Origin of the sequence: Zobellia russellii, assembly GCF_018728565.1 — a bacterium.
Classification (GTDB): Bacteria; Bacteroidota; Bacteroidia; order Flavobacteriales; family Flavobacteriaceae; genus Zobellia; species Zobellia russellii.
Genome location: NZ_JACSOI010000001.1, coordinates 1145704 through 1169000, shown reverse-complemented (window position 1 = coordinate 1169000; position 23297 = coordinate 1145704). Strand labels below are relative to the sequence as shown.

Genomic DNA, 23297 nt, shown 5'->3' with positions numbered 1-23297 from the left:
ATAACTAATAATCCATAAACCTTTTGTAGGTGCTAGAAGTTTAATCTACCTAGAATACCACATAAAGACCAAAGCAATTCCTATGCACCAAAAAATATTATTACAATTAAATAATTCTATTCTTAAAAAAATGAAACTATCCAACCAATTACTAGCAGCTATTAGCCTTCTATTTACAAGTACAATGTTTGCTCAAGAAGCTCCATATTTTAAGCCTGGAGAGGACCCAAAACAGTCTCAGCAAGAGTGGAAATTAATTGATAACATGTCCGATGAATTTGATGGAAAAAAAATAGATGAAAAGAAATGGCAGATTTCGGGTCAGGGGTGGATAGGCCGTGCTCCGGGATTGTTCCTTGCCGAGAACATTTCATTAAAAGACGGAAGCCTGCAGATAACCACGACTATGTTACCGGAACCCATAGTGAAAAACAATAAAACCTATACCCACGGCGGCGGTTACGTTGGCTCTAGAAATGGCATGACCTACGGCTATTACGAATGCGAAATGAAAGCCAACAAAACCTTTATGTCCTCTACGTTTTGGTTAATTAATGAAGGGAAGGACCTAAAAGGCTGTGATAAAAGAACAACGGAATTGGACATTCAGGAGTCCGTTGGACAAATAACCAACGATGCCGAATGGATGAAATATTTTGACCAGACCATGAACTCCAATACCCACAGCAGAAATATCCCTGAAGGTTGTGATTACGAGAAAGGATCGAGCAAAGGCAAAGGAGAGTTAGGCGGAAAAGCCTATGAAGATTTCCATGTTTACGGTGTTTGGTGGAAATCCAAGGATGAGATTATATTTTTCTTGGACGGTAAAATGCAATCCAAAGTAACTCCCCCGGCCGATTTTGATATTGAAATGTACTTACGAATGGTTGTTGAGACCTACGATTGGAATCCGGTACCTAATGACGGCGGCATGACAGGTTCAAAAAAAGACAGGACCACAACGTACAATTGGGTAAGGTCATGGCAATTGGTGGATGACAAAAATTAATTGCCGGTAAAAGTTTTCTAAACTAGTGCCTTTACAAACTTATCATTAGTAAAGGCACTATAGATATATCTTGAATATTGAGTATTTACATTATTCGTCCATTATCTCCAATTCTAACAATTCACAACTCATCTGAGTTCGCTGCATGCCACTAACTTCGAATAGAGCGTTAAACCTACTTCGTTTTTCGGGAAGTTTTGCTGTTAGTTCTTTAAGCCATTTTTGGTCGGTAAACAATTGTAAGGTAGCCATAACTCCAATATCATTATTGGACACAAAAAAAAGAGCATCATGATATTGGTTCAGCGATGTAAAGGAAACTAGTGCATATTCAACTTTTTTATTATCATCATATTTTGTTATATAGATTTTTTCTTGCCCCTCCTTCTTCACCTTAAATCCATCCTCATAAGTTGAAAAAATATTACTGTCCTTTAAAAATAAAGATTTGGATAGATTCATTGTTTTGAACTGTCCAATAAATACAATATTATTTTCTTTGACGTCTTTGAGCTTAAGGTTACTTTCCAACTCTAACTTAAAATTGCTACCCCATTTAAAAAACCAATCATCTAAATTTTTTATACCGTAAGGGGCCATTTTAGATACTAAGGTAAAATCGGTTATATTCAAATTTCGATTAGGATATTTTTTCTTATACGAAAATAAGTCCTCGTCATTATTTATCTTAGAATACATTGTTGCGTGTTGCTCACCATAAGAGTTTGTATGCATCATAACGTACTGATCTGATATAACAACTAAGTTATTTGAATCCCTTTTAAAAAATTCTTGCCATAGAACTGGTGGTTGGCCAATAAAATAGAGCACACAACATAATAACCCTGACAGTAGTAGTAAAACCAACCCAAAAATTTTCACAAACCTTACCGGAATCCTGAATTCAGATGATTTTTTGTGTTTTGAATACTCTTTGGAAGAGATAAAATCCAAGTTATACTGCCCCTTCTTAATTTCAAAAATAATTTCATTTTGAACTGTTTTATCAGCATAATAAGCACTTAATTTTTTGCGGAGTTTATACATGTGTGTACGTACAGTACCGTCATTTTTATCATTCAAATAGTTTTTCCCGAAAAGGTCGGCCCCAATCGTATACTCTTTAATATCTTCCTTCTCAATTGCCTTTTTTACGAGATATTGAATTAATTGCCTATATACTAGTGAATTAATAAAAATTGGATGGGTACACAGATTGTTTAGTGCCTTTTCAATAGTCTTTGGGTCTGGTTTGGATATCATAACCTTCAAATATAACCTTTGTTTTCAATTAACCTAATTTGAACTATTGATTATCCTTTAGTCAAAAAAACAATCGTAAGTATTTAATTAACAAATATATAACCCAACACATTAACTGTTAAAACTACAGTAGCGTATACAGTTCTTTTACTGTGTAATCAGAAATCAATTGTCAACCTTCGCTTTACATTGCATGTTGGCAATGGCAATGTAAATGTTAGATATACACTTATTTACAAAGTCAATATCAATATTTATTTACCCTATACGCCTTCAACCAACAACCAAAACAAACCACTAATGACTACTTCTAAACAGTTCATTTTAGTTTTCTGTCTTTTATGCCTATCAACACAAGTAATATTCTCCCAGAGCTTAGGCTATTCAAATAACAGAATAGCTATTAGCGCAGATGGAAATAATCAAGCAGATAATCACCCTGAAGCCCGGTGGCCACGCGCCGATCCAGACGATTGGGCAGGCGCTCCTGCATCACTGGCCATAATTGCAAAGCTTGGATTACAAGATAAACTGGTACATTTCTCATACAATAATTTTATTGAGGCAACAGCACATACTTCAGAAACCAACTACATGGCTGATGGAGTAAACAGTGCCATTACACGCTGGAATTTTGATTCAGAACGTTTTTTTGATGTTCCGGAAGATAATAATGTAGCAATTGACCATTTGGCGGATGAGATAAAAAAATCTACAACTGCAGACCCTTTGTATTTTATTCATATGGGACCTTCGGAATTTTTCTACAGAGCCGTGAAAAAGGTTGTAGATGATAATCAGAAAGAGGCTTTGGCACATGTATATGTTATTTCCCACAGTGGTTACAATGACAACCATTTACGCAGAAAGGCACATCATACAATGGAAGAAACTATTACTTTAAGCGGAAATTCCATACAGTATAAAAAAATAAAGGATCAAAATGCTTGCGATGATTCCAGTATACTCTGGTGTTCCAATACAGATTTCTCACCTTACTATTGGATGAGAGACCACCCCGACCCGGATATTCAGTGGTTGTATAGCAGAACTCAATTTCACCCACAAAATAAAGGAGCTGATATTTCGGACGCCGGCATGGTGTGGTATTTGCTTTTGGGCGATGAAGATGGAAACCCTAAAAAATTAGAAAAGTTTATTGGCAATGGAATTTCCGCACTTGCCAAGTGTGCCGATACAAACTATATAGGTGTACAAGATTTTAAAATGTCGCAAGTAGAATCTTTTGTGAAACCCTATAAAGACCATTCTAGAAATGCCATAGCAATTGACGCAGTGGCGCATAAAAACAAATTTGCCGCAACACAGAAGGTATTTGAAGGTAACAGCGGACGCTACAACATTACCCTAACAACTTTGACGGAAGAAGATGGAGAAAGCACCTATCGTTTAAAGATTAACGATGCATTAATTGGTGAATTTCAAAACCCTGAAAATAGGCCGGACATGGCTGCGTATACACAAACTTTTAAAAACATATCCGTAAATACCGGCGACATTATCCAAATTGAGTCCAACACACATTCGAACGGTAAAATTCCTGAGGATGATGCGTACGCATTTGCTCGTGGAAGGTGGAGGTCTATTTCCTTTAATTGTGTTTCTAACTGCACCGTTGAAGAAAAAGATGGTCTTCTAATTTTTGAAGCTGAACGTTTTAATTTGAAGGGAGCCTGGAAACTTGGCAAAGACTCCGAACATGCTTCTGGTGGTGCATATATTTATTTTGATGGAGAAAATTCATACCCCCAAGTAAATATGGACAATGTTTTATCCTATACTTTTAAAATTACCAATCCGGGGGACTACACCATAAAATGGACGATGCGACAACCAAACGGGCAACGTGGTACTGATAAGGGTAATGATATATGGATTTATCTATCAGAAAACCACGGATATGCCAAGGACCTCCAACTCAAACATTTTGAAAAATATTATGGCCGAAGCAATGACAGTTTTATCCTTAACGGCGTAGCAGAAATACATGATGCGGGGCATGGCTGGTTGACAGGAAAATTTCCTGAAACAGGTAAGTACACCATAAACATTGGCGGCCGTTCACATGGTCTACAAATTGACAGGTTCGTAATGTTTAAAAATATGAACATTGATGAAGTTCAAGGCCGTATCAACTCAGTATCTGAGACACTACACTGTAATACGCACACACCCCCCCATTCCCAACAAAACTGAGCACATTAAAGGTGGTCATTACCACGAAGTAATTAACGTTTTTTATCCAATTTAATAAAAGTTCCTCCAGAAATTGCATGATGCATTTCTAATTCTGTGAGCATAATTTGAACCACTCTCAACACTTTCTGAAAATGCAAAATCACCAAAATAGTGTCATCAAATTATCTATTCAACATCATGAACATATCACAAATAACATATTCCTAAAATATTAACAAATTTTAGGATTTGTGATCATATGTTGTGTCTAATAAGACATATGTAGTTGCTCAATTAACACATAATCACCTCTTTTGCTTAACCAACTTTAACTACAAATACATGAGATTAAAACTACACTTTACCGAGAAAATCTATCTGTTCTTTCTGTTTCCGGAGATTGTTGCCGATCAGTATAAAAATCAATTTCCGCAAACGATTCTACGGAATAGGTTAAATGAGACAGGCCCGCTTCTGACTATTAAAATTTATGCAATGCTTTCAAAAACATGTACGCTAAATACGCTAACCTAAAATTTATGCTAAACATAATTACGATGAATAAAAAATGGAAAATTAAGTTAGGCAATAATTGCCCTGGCTTATTGCTGTTTTTTTTGTGCATAGCTTCCCTATCTGTCAGCGCACAAACAAAAACAGTTACCGGAACCACCAGAGACTCTGATGGTATAGAACTTCCGGGTGTAAACATTATAGAAAAAGGAACTTTTAACGGAGTCGTGTCCGATATTGATGGTAATTATTCTATAAAATTAGAAGATGACCAGTCTGCTATATTGGTATTCAGCTATATAGGCTTCAAAACTATAGAAATACCGGTAGCGGCCCAGACTACCATAAATATAAATATGGAAAGTAATGCGCAACAGCTATCAGATGTGGTAGTGGTTGGTTACGGAAGCCAGAAAAAGGAAACCGTAGTTGGTTCTATTACTCAAGCAAAAGGGGAAGAACTCTTGAAAGCTGGTAGTGTAACTACCATTTCCGAAGCACTAACAGGACTCCTGCCAGGTGTAACAACCATGCAGGCAGCCGGCCAACCAGGTTCTACAGCTGCCAATATATTAATTAGAGGTCGATCCTCATGGACCGATAGTTCCCCTCTTTATATGGTAGATGGTGTAGAGCGTGACTTCAATAACCTTGACCCAAACGAAATTGAGTCAATTTCTGTACTGAAAGACGCTTCAGCAACTGCTGTTTATGGGGTTAAGGCCGCAAATGGTGTTATACTTATAACTACCAAACAAGGCCGTATTGGAAAACCCAAAATACAATTTACCGCAAATGTGGGCATGAAATCACCAACTATAGATACAGATTATGCGGCCGATTACGCTACTAATCTGGAGTACTATAATCTTGCCCAACAAAATGATGGCAATTATGATAAGCTTGTACCTCAATTTTATATTGATAGATGGAGAGACCCCGCGTATGCGGATAATCCGTATTACCAATATACTTCCTTCATCAATTCCTTGATGAAAACAGGTTACACCCACCAATATAATCTAAACATTAGTGGAGGTAATGAACGTGTAAAGTATTTCACATCATTCGGCTACAATTATGACGGCGACATTTTTGACTTGCAAAAGCAACCGGAATTCGATCCCCGAACATATCAACATCGTTTTAATTATAGAACCAACTTAGATTTCAACTTCTCAAAATCCACTTTGTTCAGTGTTAAGCTTTCCGGTGATATGACCAATTGGAACGGTAACTACAACACAAAAAATACAAATGGGGGTATTGCTGGCAACGGAGGATCCATTATGCAACGCATGTATTCAACAGCACTAATCAATGCCCCAGCGGTATATGAGAACGGCAGATTAGGTTATGATTACAACAACTCCATTAATGTAAACTACTTAGGAATGATGGAGAGGGAAGGCTCCTATGGTAAAAAGAGCAATCGCCTTTATACCGATTTTATTTTGAAGCAGGATTTGAACGATTACATCTATGTATCTGGAAAATTATCCTATAACTACTACAGAAACTACCTTTCAGAAATTAGTAAAAGGTGGAACGATGCCCCAATTTATTATTATGTTCCTTCTTCCGATGGTTACAACCCTAACTTGGACAGTAATGGAAATGTTATCCAAGAGCCTATTACATTAGACGATTATGAAAACCCTGCAAAACTGGGTAACGAAGGTATTGATGGGTATAATAGTAGCATTTATTATGAGTTGAATGTTAACTATAATCAAACTTTTGGCAATCATAACGTAAGTGCTTTAGGCCTGTTTCAGCGTCGGAAGGACAAATATGGAGCAAACTTTCCCCACTTTGAAGAAGGGTGGGTAGGTCGTGTAACTTATGGATATAAAAACAAATACCTTTTTGAGTCCAATGGTGCATATAATGGTAATGAAAACTTTGCGCCAGGGAAACGTTTTGGTTTTTTCCCTTCTTTGGCTCTTGGCTGGGTCTTAACAGAAGAGAATTTTGTTCAGGATAAGCTGCCATTCATAGATTTTTTCAAAATAAGATACTCTTACGGGAAAATAGGTTCGGATAAAGGTTTAGGCAACAACAGATTTGCCTACATCAGTTCATACTCCAGCAATCAAATTAGAATGGCTTATGGCTATGTCCCCAACATTACTGGAAACCAAAATGCAGACGGACTTTATATCTATTCAGAAGATGATCCACCGGTACTGGATGTTTCCTGGGAAACGGCAATAAAGCAAAACCTAGGTTTTGAGTTTAACGTATTACGCAGCAGATTAAGAACAACCGTAGACCTCTTTAAAGAAGATCGAGAAGGAATCTTAATGCAAAGAAGAACTATCCCTAATTGGTACGGAAACGCGAACCCTTATGGAAATATAGGAAGAACCAAAAATCATGGGATAGATGTTGAATTACAATGGAACGATAGTTTTGACAATAGCTTTTCTTATTGGCTTAAAGGAAATCTTTCCATTACGGATAACAGAATTGTAGAAAGGGATGACCCTACTCCTACCCCAGACTATCAAAAAGAGGCGGGAAAACCTATAGGTTGGAACAAAGGTATGTTGGGAACGGGATTAGCGCAAAACTGGGATGATGCTTACGCCTATACCCCCTCTGCATTACTCCCTGGAGGATATATACCAGGTGACCTGACTTACAACGATTATAATGCAGATGGCGTAATAGACAAAAATGACCAAGTCTCAATAGGAGACCCCTCATACGCTACTAAATCTTTTGCTTTCTCCTTTGGTCTGGGCTACAAAAACTGGAGTTTAACTAGCATGTTCAATGGAATGTACGGTATATCCAAACAATTATCCGCTAGCTTTTTATATGCATATAACACCAATTCCAGTCTTGGGTTTATGTTGAAAAACAATGAACAAAAGGATGCATGGACTCCAAATAATACAGATACGGATGTACCTGTACTCCATACTTCGGAAAGTGATCATTATAAAGAGAGCAGCAACTATTCTTATAGGAATAGCACTTTTGTAAGACTTAGAAATGTTGAGTTAAAATATAACCTACCTAAGAAACTACTAGAAAAGGTGGGTGGCTTTGACAATTTTGAATTTTATGTAAATGGTAATAACCTATACACTTGGCAATATCTTCCCAGGTCTTTTGACCCTGAAGCCAATAGATTAGAGGTCTATCCTATTACAAAAAGATATAATGTAGGCTTAAGGGTTTCATTCTAAAATATGATAAACATGAAAAAATATACTACAATACTAATTGTATTATTCACATTCTCTCTAGGAATTGTTTCCTGTGAGGATTACTTGGATGCAGATCCAGAAATGGGAATTGACGGAGAAGTAGTCTATTCAGAATACTACAACTATAAAGGCGCCGTAGATAGAGCTAACTGGCTAGTTATGAATTACGTAGCCACTTCATCTAATTGGGGAGCCTTTGTTGGTGCCATGGGAGATGAACAACAAGCTGTAAAAAATGACATGCCTGTTTATAAATCCATAAACCAAGGTCAATGGCAAGATTCAAACTGGAGAGATTTTGGTATGAATTTCAACTCAGAAACCAGCTACGGGTCTGACCCATACTACAACTCTCCTGCCGGCAAATCCCTAAAGGCAATTAGAGCTATGGGACTAGCAATCGAGAACATTGAAAAGCTTACAGATTTTCCCGCAGAAGTAGGTGCCTCTCCTACAGAATTAAAAAATCAATTACTTGGCCAAGCACATGCACTTAGGGCATGGCATATGTTTGAAGTAGTTAGGCGGTATGGAGGTATAACATTAATAGACACCACGGGTGGAGAGCGTAAGACATTCTCTACAGAATTCAATTTTGATCACATAAAACCAACATTTCAGCAATGTGCAGATCTTATTGCCGCTGATTGTCAAGATGCAGTTAAATATTTACCTAATAAATGGAAAGACCCTATAGATGTAGGTCGTTTAACCAAGGCTTCTGCCTATGCCATCGAAGCTATGGCCTATATGTATGCAGCAAGTCCTTTAATGAATACAGAGGGCGATGCACTACCTTTTGGGCAGGACTCATATGACGAAACGTATGCCAAAAAGGGAATAACAGCAATGGTAAATGCGTTAAAATTGGTCAATAGTGGAGCTACCCGATATAAACTTTACGACAAGGATAGCTATATGGAGAATTGGATGTCGCAAGATAGAGCTATTAGTGATGAAGCCCTATTTCAACCTGTTCCAACAAACTCGGACAACTGGAATTTACCTATGAACAGGAGCAACTCCGGAGTAGGATGGTTCCTTCCCCAACATGATGGTGGGTGGGCCGTATTCAACGTTCCTACGCAAAACGCAGTAGATAAATTCGAGACTATAAACGGATATCCTGTAGAGAACTTTACTTCCGCCGACCCTCTATTTGATCCGCAAAATCCATATAACAACAGAGACCCTCGTTTGCAATCATTCATTTACTGTCCTGGAGATGAAATGTACTTAGCAGATCCAGGAGGCGGAAACAACTCTACTTACGAAAATCAAGCTTGGTCAAATCCAGGAGACGAAGGTTGGCATTACAAGTATTACAGAGGTAAAAGTCTTGTTTATACAGGGTATTTTGACGCAGGAAAATGGAGAAAACTAGGCTATAATAAATATGACAACAAGTGGTCTCAGAACTATTATAGAATTTTCCCTCTCATACGTTTGGCGGACATGTATCTAGGTTTGGCGGAGTTGGGCAATGAAGTATATGGGCCTTCTGCAAATATTCCGGAAGCCGTTGCCGCCGGAATTGATGTTACCACGGCTAGCCAAGCATTGAATAAAATACGGAACCGGATAGGAATGCCAGATGTTCGTTCGGAATTTTTAACGGACAAAACAATCTTTAGAGAACGGGTAAGAAATGAATGGGCCGTAGAATTCTATGGAGAATTCCGTCGTTGGAGAGATATTCGCAGATGGCGTATTGCCAAAAATCTTCTGGCCGAAGGAATCTTTGAAGCCAGTGTTACTAAAAACGCAGATGGCTCATTTAGCTATGTCAATAAAAAATTGGATGTCCCAAGGGTTTTTGAAGACAAACATTATTGGTATCCCTTAGATATTAAATATGTGAACATGTTTGAATCATTTAAACAAAACCCTGGTTGGTAACAATAAACAAGTATAAAATTATGAAACAATATATATTGACATTATCATGCGCTTTGCTTTGTCTATTGTACATAGATGATGTCATAGCTCAAGAAGGAATGCATAGCAAAAAACAAGACACACTTTTGCTGCCGTTCATAAAGGTGTCCGAGAATAGACTTGTAGGAGCTATTGATGTGATTACGAGTAGTGATTTACTACATTCTGGATACCCCAGCTTAACAGCCGCCATAGAGGGTCAAGTGCCCGGCTTTACCTTAGGACGTGTAAGAGGAAGATCTAGAGGAGGAGAAAACGATGGTCCTTTAGTAGTTATAGACGGTCTTTCTAATCGCTTTCTTAGTTCTTTACAACTAGAGGAAGTAGACATAGTTTACATCCTTAAAGATGCAACGGCCAAAATGCTGTACGGAAGTAGAGGGGCTAACGGTGTAGTAGTTATAAAGACCAAAAGAGGAACAAACTCTGAAAAAAAGATTTCTCTAATGGTTGAATCGGGTATACGCAGCGCAGGAAGCTATCCAGAATTTGTTGATGCGCGTGATTACATGAAATATCGCAATCAAGCCCTACGGAATGACGGAAAAGATATTTTATTTTCCAACGAAGACATAGCTTTGGCAGGTACAGATTACAGATACCCGGATGTGGATTATTATGACATGTTCGTCAATGACACAAAGAATTACAAAAATCTGAATGCTCAACTGGTGGGTGGCGACGAGAAGACCCAATACTTTTTCAACTTAGGTTATGTGGGGGAAGATGGTATTGCTAAGGTTGGAGAAAAGAGCAAGAACAATGCTGTAAACGTAAGGAGCAATCTAGACTACAAAATCAATGATGTTATTTCCGTAAATCTAGATATTTCAGGTCGTTTTTTTACTGAAAATGGCAGCCATGTTAGCGATAACGAACTTTTTAACCAACTATCCACTACCAAACCTACGGACTACCCAATATTCATTAGCGCTCAAGCCAATGTAGATTCGTTGGGAACTTCGGACATAGTTAATGGAAAAAACCTGTACGGAGATCTTGCCTATTCCGGTTATCAGAGACGTACAACGTCTATTGCACAAACCAATATAGGAATGAACTTTGACCTTAACAGGTATATAAAAGGGTTAAAAGCTAGGGCTTATGCCACTTTTGACATGAACAACTATATTTCCGAAGGAAAATCACTTACATATCGTACACTAAAACCCGCATTAACAGCTACTCAGCAAGACACCCTCATCGTAAACGGCGTTTATAATCCAAAAGGAAATGAGCAACGTTTGGGTGATTCCTATTACCGAAACTTAGGTGGTGGGGCGTATATAGATTATGACCGTATTTTTGGCAAACATGCTATAAATGCTACACTCAACTATCTAGTAGACAATAAAACCGTAAAAACTGCCGCGGCCAATATGGAGACGGTTCAAGATGACAAGAGTATGAACTTTGGTTTAAGATTGAACTATGCATTTCAAAACAAATATATTGCCGAGGTAACTTCATCGTATATGGGATCAACAAGATTCAACCAAGACAATAGATGGAAATTGTTCAATGCTTTTGGAGTGTCTTACATTGTATCCGAAGAAAAATTTATGGACAATCTGGAGGCTATAGATTACTTAAAGCTCAAAGCTTCTTATGGCAAAATTGGTTATGACCAGTCATTCCCATATTTATTGTACAATGACTACTATCAATATTGGTCAGGAAGTTATGCCACGGGGGTCAAAAACTCAGAATCATTAGTAGGTACGCAATATGTACAGGCAGGAAACCCCAATTTAACCTATGAAACATCTACTGAATTGAACATAGGCCTTACCACCAGAATGTTCAGGAACAGGTTTAGGTTAGACGCAGAATTCTTCACTGAAAAAAGAGAAGGTATGCCTACTACTATACAGTACGCATTTCCAAAATTGGCAGGTACCCCAAACATCGTTGCCAATTACAATGCAATAGATAACAAAGGTTTTGAGGTATCTGCCAAGTGGGGAGACCAATTGGGTGACTTTGGATACTCCATTGGAGGTAATTTCACGCATTACATTTCACAGTGGGCACAGTATGATGAACTAAATGATTTTTCGTTTCAAAATACTGCCGGCCAAGATACAGATGCCATTTGGGGCTATGTTGCCGACGGTTTTTACACAAGTGCCGAAGATATTGCAAGTTATGGCGCCCAAAACGGCGGGCCATTGACCTCTAGTTTAGGACCTATCATCCCAGGAGATTTAAAGTTCAAAAACCTATCCAATTCTAATTCAGAATACACTTATGATGATAATGTCATAAATAACTTTGACCGGACCGTTATAGGAAATAGTACTCCTAGATACATATATTCCGCAATCCTTAACCTTCATTATAAAAAATTCAGCTTTTATGCACGAGGGCAGGGTGTTGGTGGGTTCCATAGGATGAATGCATGGAATTCCTATTATACCAATAAAGGAAATGCCAAGTATTCAAAGTTCGTGTACGATGCCGCCGTTCCAACATTTGATAGCTCAGGCAATGCTATTGGTCTTGCAAATAATAACTACTCCCTGCCAAGACTAACGAGCGAGAATTCCGCTCACAGTTATAATAGTTCTACATTCTTTTTAAAGAACGCCTACTACTTTAAATTAAACAATGTAGAGTTGAACTATAAATTTCCGGATGTAGTTCCTGAATCAATTGCCGCTCAAGACCTGAATATTTTTATAAAAGCGGATGACCTTATGACTTTCCGTAGCGATTGGTCTTTAGATGCTCAATCACCTAACTCCGGTTTAACCTTTGCTCCAAGATATACCACCGTTTCTTTAGGTGTGAAAATAGGTTTCTAATGAAAACGAACAAAAAAAATTATTCAAAGATGAAAAATATAAGAAACTATATATTGCCCCTATTACTGTTTTCAGTATTAGTAGGCTGTAGTGACTATTTTGAGCCCAACTTCAACAACAATCTAAGTGAAGAAGCGGTACTTGATTACGAATTAAATCCTGAATATGTAGAAGGTCTATATGTACCTGCTTATGGAGCAATTCCAGGAAGTTACACAACATTTTCAGGTGACTTTCTAGATTGTGCAACAGACAATGCCGTTTCTAATGATTACAACTCTACCGCATGGAAAATGCACACGGTATCCAATTTTTTCACTGCTGGCAACTACCCTATTTACACTTGGAATAACAATTATAGGTATATCAAAAACATCTATAAGTTCCTCTCGGTAGGTCTTAATGATGATATTGTGTATAGGAACTCCAATGAAGATAGAAATATTCAGATAAAAAAGAGAATGGAGGGAGAAGCGCACTTTTTATTGGCTTTAAATTACTTTCAACTTTTAAGAGATTATGCCGGCCCGGTAGATGGTGAGATTATGGGCATTCCAATTGTTGACAAGGTTATAAGCGAAGAAGAAGCTTTAGAGTTAAAAAGAGCAACTTACGCAGAAACTGTGGAGTTTATTGTAGCACATATAGATACTGCCCTAACCTCCGGGTTACTGCCCGAATATTCGGATGAGTATGTAAACTCTCACCCAGATGACAACTTACAGTCTACCATATATGGAGACGGACTGGCAGGCTTACCAACAACCGTTGCTTGTAACGCACTCAAATCAAGATTGCTGCTCTATGCTGCAAGTCCTGCTTTTTCCGCAGGTAACTCCGCTCAGGCTACGGATTACTATACGCGGTCTGCAGAAGCGGCTAAAAAGGTCATAGATGCCATTGGTGAATTACCAGACATTTATCACCCAAATACCATTGATGATGATTATTTCACCAAAGTAGATGCTAACCCTGAGTTAATTTTAAGAAGGGCAAATCAAACAAAAGCTTGGGAAGAAGATAACTATCCACCATCATTAGGACTTTCCGTCCAAGGTTCCACCAACCCATCACAAAACCTTGTAGATGCTTTTCCTATGAGCAATGGCTATCCCATTTCTGAAAAAGCAGATTCCGGCTATAGTGAGGATATGCCCTATGACAATAGAGATCCGCGCTTTTATATGACTATTATTTATAACAATGCGGAATTTCACAATACTAATATTCAAATGTGGGATGGAGGCAATACTTCCGTAGGTGCCGCAAATATTTCAGACGATTCACGTGTTTCCCGTACCAATTACTATTTGAGAAAATGGATAACTGAAAAGCCCAGTTTTATTGCTGGTGTAAGTTCTGAGACCCCATGGCATTTTACCGCAATGTTCCGCGCGGTAGAAGCGTATCTTAATTTTGCCGAAGCCGCCAACAATACGGTAGGACCAGATGTAATGATAGACGGTCTTTCTGCAAGGCAGGCGCTAAGACTTGTGCGTAATCGTGCCGGTATTCCAACAGATGGTGATACTTCGGTAAATAGCGATCCCTACTTGGCAAGTTTAGCAGATTTAACACCCCTTATCAAAAATGAGAGACGCATAGAACTTTGCTTTGAAGGCCATCGGTTTTATGACGTTAGAAGATGGGGAGATGATTTGAATACTACAGTTAAAAGATCAGAAGTTTCTACTGATGATAATGGAACCACATTCAATTATAACTTTAATGAGAACGTATACCCTAACCAAGTTTCTTTTCCAGATTATATGAGATACGGTGCAATACCTAGAAGTGAAATACTAACGAGCTCCAATTTAAAACAAAATGATGGTTGGAAATAACTCAAAAATGAAAAAAATGAAAAAGATTACCATACTTCCGTTGTTTCTTGTTTTTTTGATGACGGCTTGTTACGACGAATATCAAACAGATTTTGATAGTACAGCTGCCTATTTTGCCAATCAATATCCTGTTCGTACGGTTATTCTAGATCCGGGAGCAGATACTTTTGAAATTAATGTAGGAGCCACTTATGGCGGCAAATACTCTTATGATGGGGCATTGGCGACTTTAAACTATACTATTTCGGACACATTAATTACCAATAATGCGGAGTATACGGATATGGGCATCAAAGTAATGCCGCCTTCCTGGTACACACTGTCCGATCCTTCCACTATTACCATTGCAGATTCTAACGTTGGATTTGTAAACGTGACCATTAAGAGAGACTCTTTAGTAAAGTATCCAGAAGGAGCCCAGAACACTTATGCTATCCCGTTCCTATTGACCGGCGGCACTACAGATTCTATTCTTGAAAGCAAGAAATTCTCTATTGTTGCCGTTAAGTTCAAGAATGAATTTGATGGTCGGTACTATGTAAAGGGCAAAGATGATGAGCTAAACCAAGACGGTACGGTAGCCTCGAGTATTGAGTACAACAACTCCGCATTGGTCTTGAATAAATTCGTTTTTCTAAATACAAAAGAGCGTGATGTTCTTTCGGTACCTCGTATAGGTGATAACGAAAATGGCAGTGATTTTATATACAACCTAAAATTTCGTCCTTCGGATGGTTCTGCCCTGCTATCGGCAGACACAACATCGGTAGTTACCGAGTTGGTGGGCTCCGCACAATACAATTATGACACCCATTCTTTTATTTGTAAGTATAACTATAAATATAACGATGCAGAACATAGCGTAATCGACACTTTGATTTACGGGAACACAGAAATAAATATGGAAAGTTGGAAATAATCACAACGCTAAAAAAAACGAGATGAAGAAAGCAGCATACCTTATACTATTTATGTTTTTTATCTTTTCCACTCCTTCTTGCGAGCAAGAGGATTATAGAGATGTAAATATTACCCAGGATATGGAAGAGAGGGCCACAAAAGAATTTGTGGGTGATTTAACTTCCAATATTATTGTAAAAGATTTAGAAGGCGCCATGGTCAATGAAATAGACATGGGCAAAACCTTTTTTGTCATAGATAATACAGAAGGAAATTCGGATACAAGTGAATGGACAATTACTAAAGGGGACGAAACCATAACATCTAAAGAACAAATGGTAAGGCTTAATTTTTCAAACCCCGGAGAAGCTATTGTAAAACTAACCTCTACCCGTTCTTCTGATGGAAAATCAACCACTTCTGAAACATCTATTACTATCAAAAGTGTACCTGTTAAAACCAGCTTTATCACTCAACCTGTAGATAACGGGGCTGCTATTAACATTTATTCAAGCAATAGTATAACGTTTACAAATACCTCTCAAGGTTCCCCAACTGAATTTAACTGGGTGTTTGAAAGTCCTGATGAGACATTAACTTCAACAGAGGAAAACCCTACTATAACCTTCTTAACTCCTGGAATTTACAATGTATCTCTTACTGCTAAACGTGATGATGGGGATGAAGGTATTTCTGAAGATACCATCCAAAAAATGGGATACATACAAGTAGAACAACTTGTTGTAGAGTTGATAAGGGCCGTAGCAACGGACAGCAAAATTGAACTACAATTTACACAGCCAATTTCTCAGGATATACCTGCCAACGCAATTAGCGAATTTATGCTTACGGTCAATACGAATAATGGAACCGTTTTAACCCCGGATATAATATCTATTGAAGCTACCGGCGAAAAAACTGTTGAGCTGACCTTTAGTGATAAGATGTATAGTGATGATGAAGTTCTTGTCTCATTTAATCCTACGGGCATTCTTAAAGACGCAACCAATAATTACATTCCAGAGATGTTTACGGAAGAACCCTGTGTTTATGGTCATAACCTTTGGAGTGGAACGGATACAGAAGACGAGTCTAAATTCGCACTTTCCAATAATAGTAGTGGCTCTGGCTTCTTTAAGTTCGTAAACGAAAATTCGGCAGAACTTCCAATGGAACCTTATCAGGGTCGTAGCTGTATCGGTTTTGTAAGAGGTGATGACAAAATTGGTTTAAGCGTTATGCAAGGCTATACCGTAGCTGAAGGTGATGTGGTAGTTCTTGCTTATGAAGGTAAACGAATAGAAGACGTTGCCGGTGCTCTAGAACGTAGAATGTCCACCACCATGGCCAGTGGAGGGAATGATGCCAATGGAAACTGGTCTAGCGTTAACAGCAATGGAGGAGACAACGAATGGATAACCGTAACCAAGACTATAAATGTGAGCGGAGATACCAATGGCAATACAGGGGAATTATTTCTTACGTTCTTCCGCTATGGTGGTAACTCTGATACGGCCGCCCTGTGGATTGACAATCTTAGAATTTATAAACCAAACCCGCGGCCATAAAATACAAAGTAAATTAATATATAAAGCGCAGAGATATTTAATCTACTGCGCTTTTATTTTTTTAATGGTTTGTACTTACATAGTCTACCCCTGTTGCAAAATATCATGGAGCAAATAGACCTTAGCCAACACAAATCTATGATGGATGCATGAACTTTTTTATTTTTAAATCAGTAAGTATAGGGTTGGCACCTTCACTTTTTGCAACCATTGCCCCTACGGCACAACCAAAATTTATGGCGTCTTGAGGCTTTTCATTATTAAAGAGCTTGTAAAGAACAGATGCCAAGAATGAATCGCCAGAACCTACCGTATCAAGCACCTTAATGCGATAACCACTATTGTAGTAAAACGTACCGGAAATATATAAGACGGCACCATAAGCTCCCTTTGTAACACAAATGGTATCTGTATTTGTTTCTTTGGCTATAAACTCTATGGTCTGCTCTAATGAATTGAACTTAGACCCCATAGTAAGAGCTATTTCAAAAAGTTCATCATCATTAAACTTTATAAAATCCGATGCCAGCATTAAATCTTGCAACAATTCTTGCGTATAATACGGGATCCGAAGATTAACGTCAAAAACCTTATAGGGAGCAAGTTTTAATAGTTCAAAAAGTGTGCTTCTTGATAAGGCATCTCTACAGACTAAACTACCAAAAACAAAAAAATCGCTATTGGCCACCACTCCTTCTTGGGATTCTTTATGAACAATTTTATCCCATGCTACCGGATAAGCAATATCATAGGATGCTATACCTTTCTCATTTAATACTACATTAACACAACCGGTCTGGTACTCCTCTTGAACAGTTATGTTTTTAGTATTTACCCCAGACTTTTTAAGATAGCTAATAATTTTTTTACCATTACCATCTTTACCAACACTACTAATTACCGCTACGTTAATACCATAGGATTGAAGCCTTAGTGACACATTTAAAGGTGCCCCACCTATTTTTGAATGTTTTGGAAAATTGTCAAATAAAACTTCTCCAAAACAAACTGCATTTATTTCCTTTTCCATTTTTAATCTATATTAAAAAAAGCACAGGAACGAATTCCCATGCCTTTTCAACTAACTCAAACAACTCTTTTCTTTCTTATACTATTAATATCCAGCATTTTGTACGTATACCCCACCCGTAAAATCTATTTCGCGTTGAGGTATTGGATAATATTCATCCCTACCAGCGGTAAACTCTGCATTGGCCAAGAAATCCCTCTTGGTTCTTTCTTCAGCTAAATAGGCATTTAAAACTTCGGCAGCTTCTCCCCATCGTACTAGATCAAAAAATCTTGGACCTTCCATTCCAAATTCCAATCGTCTTTCAAACTTTAAGGCTTTTAAGGCAAATTCTTTACTTGGAAAAGCATCATACGTACCTACATTATAGATATCCGTTGCCCCGGCTTCCACAGGTCTTGCCGTACTAGATGCCGCACGGGTCCTAACTTGATTTATTATAGGTAGGGCTTCATCCCATCTATCCAACTGTATTAAAGCTTCGGCCTTGAACAACAGTACATCTGCATAACGTATAAAATCTACATTTTTTGAGGTTCCTACGAACGGACCTTCTTTTACGTAACATGAACAATCCGGAGCTTGTTGCTCTTTCATATTCCCAAAATAACCATATACACCAGGGTCTCTAGCCCAACTAAAATTGTATACCATATCGCCCGCTTCGTTTACCGTATTTCTGTATTTAAAAGGTCTTCCCGGTATTCCTACGGTATGATCTAATCTTGGGTCTATTGTTAGGCCGGCGCTAGGTACGGAGGTACCATCATCTTCAACCGTATTAAAGATATCCTCATCATTAAAGGTGTCCAATAGCGGTAGTCCGGAGGCATCCGTTTTAAAGGCGTTTACCATGTTCTGGCTGGCCAAATGAAAACCGCAACAACCATACAGTCCTGTTCCGTGCGGAGAATTCAGTCCGGTTACAAAACTTACCCTACTTACAATTGTACCGTCATTTATAGAGAATTGTGCGGCCCATATTGATTCGGGACCATTATCAAAACCATCCAAAAAATTATTACCATAATCAGGTTCCAAGCTAGCACTAACATCATCGGCATAACTCACAACTTCTTCTAAAAGGGCCGTATTGATGTTCACTACAGCATGATTTTCATCTTGCTCATAGGCCTGGTACAAACGTAGCTTTGCCAAATATGCCGCAGCTGCATTCTTATCTGCCCTACCCACTTGGTCTTGTGACTCAGGTAAGTTATTATAGGCGAAAAGGAAATCCTCAGCAATTTTCTCCCAAAGTTCATTATTGGGCAAATCGTTTGAAACTTGATTTTTTTCCTCTGGTGTCAACTCCTCGGTGATATATGGGATTTTTTTGAAAAGCTGCTTAAGGATAAAGTGCGAATGCGCCCTTAAAAACCGAAGTTCGGCCTGACGTATAGTTTTATCTGCATAGTCGGCATCTGGAATTTCATTAATTACGGATAAAGCAAAGTTAGCCCTAGAAATAGCCCCATAATAGTTAGTCCAAGTTCTTGGCCCCATCCAATCGGTACCGTTATCTGCTTGGGTAAGGTTGTACTGTTCATATTTGTCAACAATATCAACATCACCACGACCACCGCCTCCTTTATAGGCATCATCAGAACGTACACTACCGTATACCCACATCTGGGTTAGCGGACCTACCATGTCATCATTGGCTATTCCCGCGTAGGCGGCCACTACCAAAGACTCTGCATTTTCCGCAGTTGCTACGTTTTCGTTAGACAGTACTCCTTCTGGTTCATACTCTAAAAAGTCATCCGAACAAGAGACAAAGAGTAATGAAACCAACATTCCTAATAAATATATATTTTTATGTTTCATGATTTCAATTTTTTAAAAATTTACGTTAAGTCCCAAAGACAATACCGTTGGTACAGGAATCTTGTTCACATCAGTACGTTCAGGGTCTGACCCGATATAATCGTTAGGAGTGAACCAAGCTAGGTTCTCACCTTGAAAATAGATTCTTAACTTGGTCATACCTCCCCATTTTTCAATAATATCCTCGGGCAGGGAATAACCAATCTGTAAATTCCTGATTTTGAAATAAGAGTTATTTCTAAATAAATAATCGGATGTTCTCAAATCGTTGAAAGCCAATGAAGAGGAAGGAATATCCGTATCGGTATTTGTTGGCGTCCAAGAGTTCAATACGCCAAGACCGGCATTTTCACGACCTTGAACAAAGTTGTTCCACAAAATATAGGGATCTTGACCAATCCTCCCGGCCACACCTGAACCAAACACGGAGAAATCAAAATTCTTGTATCCAACATCAAGACGTACACCATATTCTAAATCCGGCAGGGTGTTCCCAATAAAATCCCTATCGTCACTATCAATAGTACCATCTCCATTTAAGTCTTGAAACTTTAACCCTCCTGGGCGCGCACCAACCTGGGTTGGAGAACTATCAACATCTGCTTGACTTTGAAATAATCCATCAGTTTTGTAACCGAAAATCGAGAATTGGGATTGGCCTACTATGGAATTCTCTGCCGTACCTGGGAAAGCGGCCCTAACTTCTTCCGGTAGAGCGGTAATTTCATCCTTGAACGCTCCGAAATTGGTAGAGATTCCAAAAGAAAGGCCACTATCGTAAGCCTTAGCGTAAGCTAGGGAAAGTTCCCAACCTTTGGTTTCCGTAGAAGCACCGTTAAGCACACGCTGTTGTCCTTCACCTATAACAGAAGCAATAGGCGGTGTAGTTAAAATATCGGTAGTTTCTCTGGTAAAGTAATCAAAAGAACCCACTACGGCATTTTTAAAGAGTCCGAAATCTAAACCTACATTAATTTCTTTGGTGGTTTCCCACTTTAGTGCCGGATTGGCCGCCTGAGTAGATACAAACCCAGAAGGAAGTGTTCCGCCATTATTTCCGTTTAGGTCATAAGCAGTACCTACATTATAAAACGTATTGAAGAAAAAAGTATCTCCTGTAGCAGAGAACTGATTGTCTCCATAACGCGCTTCATATATGCCAAAACGGGCCAAATCACCTATATTCTGGTTACCCACTTCACCATAACCCGCTCTTAATTTTAAATTACTGATTAGGTCGTTATCCTTTAGGAATTCTTCTTGGCTAATTCTCCAACCTAGAGTAAATGCAGGAAAAATACCGTATCTGTTATCCGGTCCAAATCTAGAAGAACCATCACGACGTACTGTAACCGAAGCCAAGTACTTATCCCCATAAGAGTAATTTAACTTACCAAACTGCGATAACAAACGGCTACCGCTAGAACTTCCGTTAGAGGTTCTTACTCCTGTTGCCGCTCCTAGTACGAAATAATTCTCTGTTTCAACCGCAAAGCCGTCTGCCGAAGCATATACCTCATCAAAATCGTTCTTCACAGACTCCGTACCTACCAACAATCCAAAACGATGGTCTCCCAATTCCAAATTGTAGTTTAACGTATTGGTAAAGACCACACTGGTGAATTTGTTGGTATCAAGAATTAACCTATTGTTGCCCCGTGTAATGAAACCGTTGCTTACCGTTGGCTCAATATCCTTTCTTTTGAAGTCATTGTAATCCAATCCTACACTGGTTCTGAACGTAAGGTTCTTAAGAAGATCCAATTCAGCATAAACATTACCGAATATAGAAGTACGTTCCGTGTTATCCCATCTGTTCAAATACTGCATTAGTACCGGATTGTTTCTGTCCGAATAACCCGCTCCTAAAGGACCGGCAAACTCTCCGTTTGCATCTCTAAGCGGTAAGGTTGGAGCCAAGGTAATGGCCAAACTAGGGGTAGGTGCGCTACCTACATCTAAAGAAGCCAAAGTTTCATCAGAAGTAGAAAATTGAGTATTTACGCCAACCCTAAGTTTATTGTTGAAAAAGTTAAAATTAGAGTTCAACTTTGCAGAGTACCTTTCGTAGTTGGTATACTTTAATACCCCTGTGTTTTTTAAGTATCCAATGTTCAATAAATGAAAAGACCTGTCATTTCCACCTGAAATACTAAAATCATTATTATATAAATAACCCGTCTTATAAGTTTCATCTTGCCAATCGGTATCACCCGCAGGCACATTTGGGTCACCACCTACAAAGGGCTGAATTGTAACTCCGTTTAAAACAGGATTGTTAAAATCTCCGTTCCAATCAAAATTGTAAATTTCCCCGTAACCCCCGTTTGGATCTGCACCATCATTGACCGAAGCTCTCCATAAGGCCTCACCTCGTTGTTGGGCGTTCAACATATCATAACGTTGTTTTTTCTCGGACAGCACAGATATATTTGAATTCATTGAAATGCTTAACTTCTCCCCATCAGCTGCTTTGGCCCTATTTTTAGTAGTAACAATGATTACCCCGTTGCCCGCGCGTGCACCATAAATCGAGGATGCCGAAGCATCTTTCAATACTTGAACGGACTCTATGGTACTCGGATTTAAACTTGAGAACACCTCTTGACGGACAGTAGGCACCCCGTCAATAACATATAACGGATCGTTATTACCGAGTGTGGTAACCCCTCTAATGAGAATACGGTTGCCATTGCCTGTTGGGTCTCCCGATTTTTCTATAAAAAGACCTGGTACCCGCCCTTGAAGTGATTGCACGGCACTACCCGAGCTCATACTCTGGCCTTCTACCGGTCCTAAATCTACTACGGTAACCGCACCGGTCAAGTCTGCCTTTCTTTCCGTGGCATAACCGGTAAGGATTACCTCGTCTAGCTGTTGGGCGTCTGCCTGCATGGCCAAATTAATTGTAGACTGGCCGTTAACGGGAATTTCGGCCTTTAGGAAACCTATATAGCTAAATACCAAAGTGGCATCACTAGGAACCTCTTCTAAAGTATAAATACCGTCAAAATCTGTAGTTGTACCAATAGTTGTACCGCTTACGATTACGGACGCCCCGGGCAAGGGAAGTCCATCATCGGCGGACGTAACCGTACCTGTTATCCGATCCTGGGCCAAAAGCCCAACAGGAGCAAGAGTTAGTAGTAAGAATAAAAGTTTTAGTTTCATA

Annotated in this window: 13 protein-coding genes; 9 read left to right on the top strand and 4 right to left on the bottom strand. The window is 38.8% G+C overall.

Annotated features, from left to right (window positions below):
• The first annotated feature begins 130 nt into the window (after nucleotides 1-130).
• The gene (locus H9565_RS04840; RefSeq protein WP_215438054.1) at nucleotides 131-1012 is read left to right on the top strand and encodes a family 16 glycosylhydrolase; all 882 of its coding nucleotides are present in this window, start codon (nucleotides 131-133) and stop codon (nucleotides 1010-1012) included.
• 90 nt (nucleotides 1013-1102) lie between these two features.
• Here the strand turns inward: H9565_RS04840 and H9565_RS04835 are convergent, their stop codons facing one another.
• Nucleotides 1103-2275: a hypothetical protein gene (locus H9565_RS04835; RefSeq protein ID WP_215438053.1), complete on the bottom strand. Its 1173-nt coding sequence runs from the start codon at nucleotides 2273-2275 to the stop codon at nucleotides 1103-1105.
• A 300-nt stretch (nucleotides 2276-2575) separates the two neighbouring features.
• On the opposite strand from H9565_RS04835, the gene H9565_RS04830 reads away from it, so the two are divergent.
• The 8 genes from H9565_RS04830 to H9565_RS04795 all read left to right on the top strand — a co-directional run bounded on the left by H9565_RS04830 (nucleotide 2576) and on the right by H9565_RS04795 (nucleotide 17265).
• The gene (locus H9565_RS04830) at nucleotides 2576-4492 is read left to right on the top strand and encodes a hypothetical protein (RefSeq protein ID WP_215438052.1); all 1917 of its coding nucleotides are present in this window, start codon (nucleotides 2576-2578) and stop codon (nucleotides 4490-4492) included.
• 324 nt (nucleotides 4493-4816) lie between these two features.
• Nucleotides 4817-5008: a hypothetical protein gene (locus H9565_RS04825; RefSeq protein ID WP_215438051.1), complete on the top strand. Its 192-nt coding sequence runs from the start codon at nucleotides 4817-4819 to the stop codon at nucleotides 5006-5008.
• Nucleotides 5009-5031: 23 nt separating this feature from the next.
• The gene (locus tag H9565_RS04820) at nucleotides 5032-8187 is read left to right on the top strand and encodes a SusC/RagA family TonB-linked outer membrane protein (protein WP_215438050.1); all 3156 of its coding nucleotides are present in this window, start codon (nucleotides 5032-5034) and stop codon (nucleotides 8185-8187) included.
• A gap of 12 nt (nucleotides 8188-8199) precedes the next feature.
• Nucleotides 8200-10107, top strand: a complete 1908-nt coding sequence (locus tag H9565_RS04815) for a RagB/SusD family nutrient uptake outer membrane protein (RefSeq protein ID WP_215438049.1) — start codon at nucleotides 8200-8202, stop codon at nucleotides 10105-10107.
• 20 nt (nucleotides 10108-10127) lie between these two features.
• Nucleotides 10128-12953, top strand: coding sequence for a SusC/RagA family TonB-linked outer membrane protein (locus H9565_RS04810; protein ID WP_215438048.1), 2826 nt, complete (start codon nucleotides 10128-10130; stop codon nucleotides 12951-12953).
• Between the two features lie 29 nt (nucleotides 12954-12982).
• A complete protein-coding gene (locus tag H9565_RS04805; RefSeq protein WP_215438047.1) occupies nucleotides 12983-14797 on the top strand; it encodes a RagB/SusD family nutrient uptake outer membrane protein in 1815 nt (604 codons plus the stop codon).
• Between the two features lie 16 nt (nucleotides 14798-14813).
• Nucleotides 14814-15716, top strand: coding sequence for a DUF1735 domain-containing protein (locus tag H9565_RS04800; RefSeq protein ID WP_215438046.1), 903 nt, complete (start codon nucleotides 14814-14816; stop codon nucleotides 15714-15716).
• Between the two features lie 22 nt (nucleotides 15717-15738).
• Entirely contained in the window at nucleotides 15739-17265 is a 1527-nt protein-coding gene (locus H9565_RS04795) for a PKD domain-containing protein (RefSeq protein ID WP_215438045.1), read from the top strand.
• A gap of 136 nt (nucleotides 17266-17401) precedes the next feature.
• Here H9565_RS04795 and H9565_RS04790 read toward each other — a convergent pair whose 3' ends face one another.
• The 3 genes from H9565_RS04790 to H9565_RS04780 form a co-directional block, all read right to left on the bottom strand.
• Nucleotides 17402-18295: a carbohydrate kinase family protein gene (locus H9565_RS04790; protein ID WP_215438044.1), complete on the bottom strand. Its 894-nt coding sequence runs from the start codon at nucleotides 18293-18295 to the stop codon at nucleotides 17402-17404.
• Nucleotides 18296-18379: 84 nt separating this feature from the next.
• Entirely contained in the window at nucleotides 18380-20125 is a 1746-nt protein-coding gene (locus H9565_RS04785; RefSeq protein WP_215438043.1) for a RagB/SusD family nutrient uptake outer membrane protein, read from the bottom strand.
• A 12-nt stretch (nucleotides 20126-20137) separates the two neighbouring features.
• A complete protein-coding gene (locus H9565_RS04780; RefSeq protein ID WP_215438042.1) occupies nucleotides 20138-23296 on the bottom strand; it encodes a SusC/RagA family TonB-linked outer membrane protein in 3159 nt (1052 codons plus the stop codon).
• Between the last annotated feature and the right edge of the window lies 1 nt (nucleotide 23297).

Bases quoted from the DNA above. Each gene is read 5' to 3' on its own strand.
- H9565_RS04840 (WP_215438054.1), top strand. From the start codon at position 131: ATGAAACTATCCAACCAATTACTAGCAGCTATTAGCCTTCTATTTACA.
- H9565_RS04835 (WP_215438053.1), bottom strand. From the start codon at position 2,275: ATGATATCCAAACCAGACCCAAAGACTATTGAAAAGGCACTAAACAAT.
- H9565_RS04830 (WP_215438052.1), top strand. From the start codon at position 2,576: ATGACTACTTCTAAACAGTTCATTTTAGTTTTCTGTCTTTTATGCCTA.
- H9565_RS04825 (WP_215438051.1), top strand. From the start codon at position 4,817: ATGAGATTAAAACTACACTTTACCGAGAAAATCTATCTGTTCTTTCTG.
- H9565_RS04820 (WP_215438050.1), top strand. From the start codon at position 5,032: ATGAATAAAAAATGGAAAATTAAGTTAGGCAATAATTGCCCTGGCTTA.
- H9565_RS04815 (WP_215438049.1), top strand. From the start codon at position 8,200: ATGAAAAAATATACTACAATACTAATTGTATTATTCACATTCTCTCTA.
- H9565_RS04810 (WP_215438048.1), top strand. From the start codon at position 10,128: ATGAAACAATATATATTGACATTATCATGCGCTTTGCTTTGTCTATTG.
- H9565_RS04805 (WP_215438047.1), top strand. From the start codon at position 12,983: ATGAAAAATATAAGAAACTATATATTGCCCCTATTACTGTTTTCAGTA.
- H9565_RS04800 (WP_215438046.1), top strand. From the start codon at position 14,814: ATGAAAAAGATTACCATACTTCCGTTGTTTCTTGTTTTTTTGATGACG.
- H9565_RS04795 (WP_215438045.1), top strand. From the start codon at position 15,739: ATGAAGAAAGCAGCATACCTTATACTATTTATGTTTTTTATCTTTTCC.
- H9565_RS04790 (WP_215438044.1), bottom strand. From the start codon at position 18,295: ATGGAAAAGGAAATAAATGCAGTTTGTTTTGGAGAAGTTTTATTTGAC.
- H9565_RS04785 (WP_215438043.1), bottom strand. From the start codon at position 20,125: ATGAAACATAAAAATATATATTTATTAGGAATGTTGGTTTCATTACTC.
- H9565_RS04780 (WP_215438042.1), bottom strand. From the start codon at position 23,296: ATGAAACTAAAACTTTTATTCTTACTACTAACTCTTGCTCCTGTTGGG.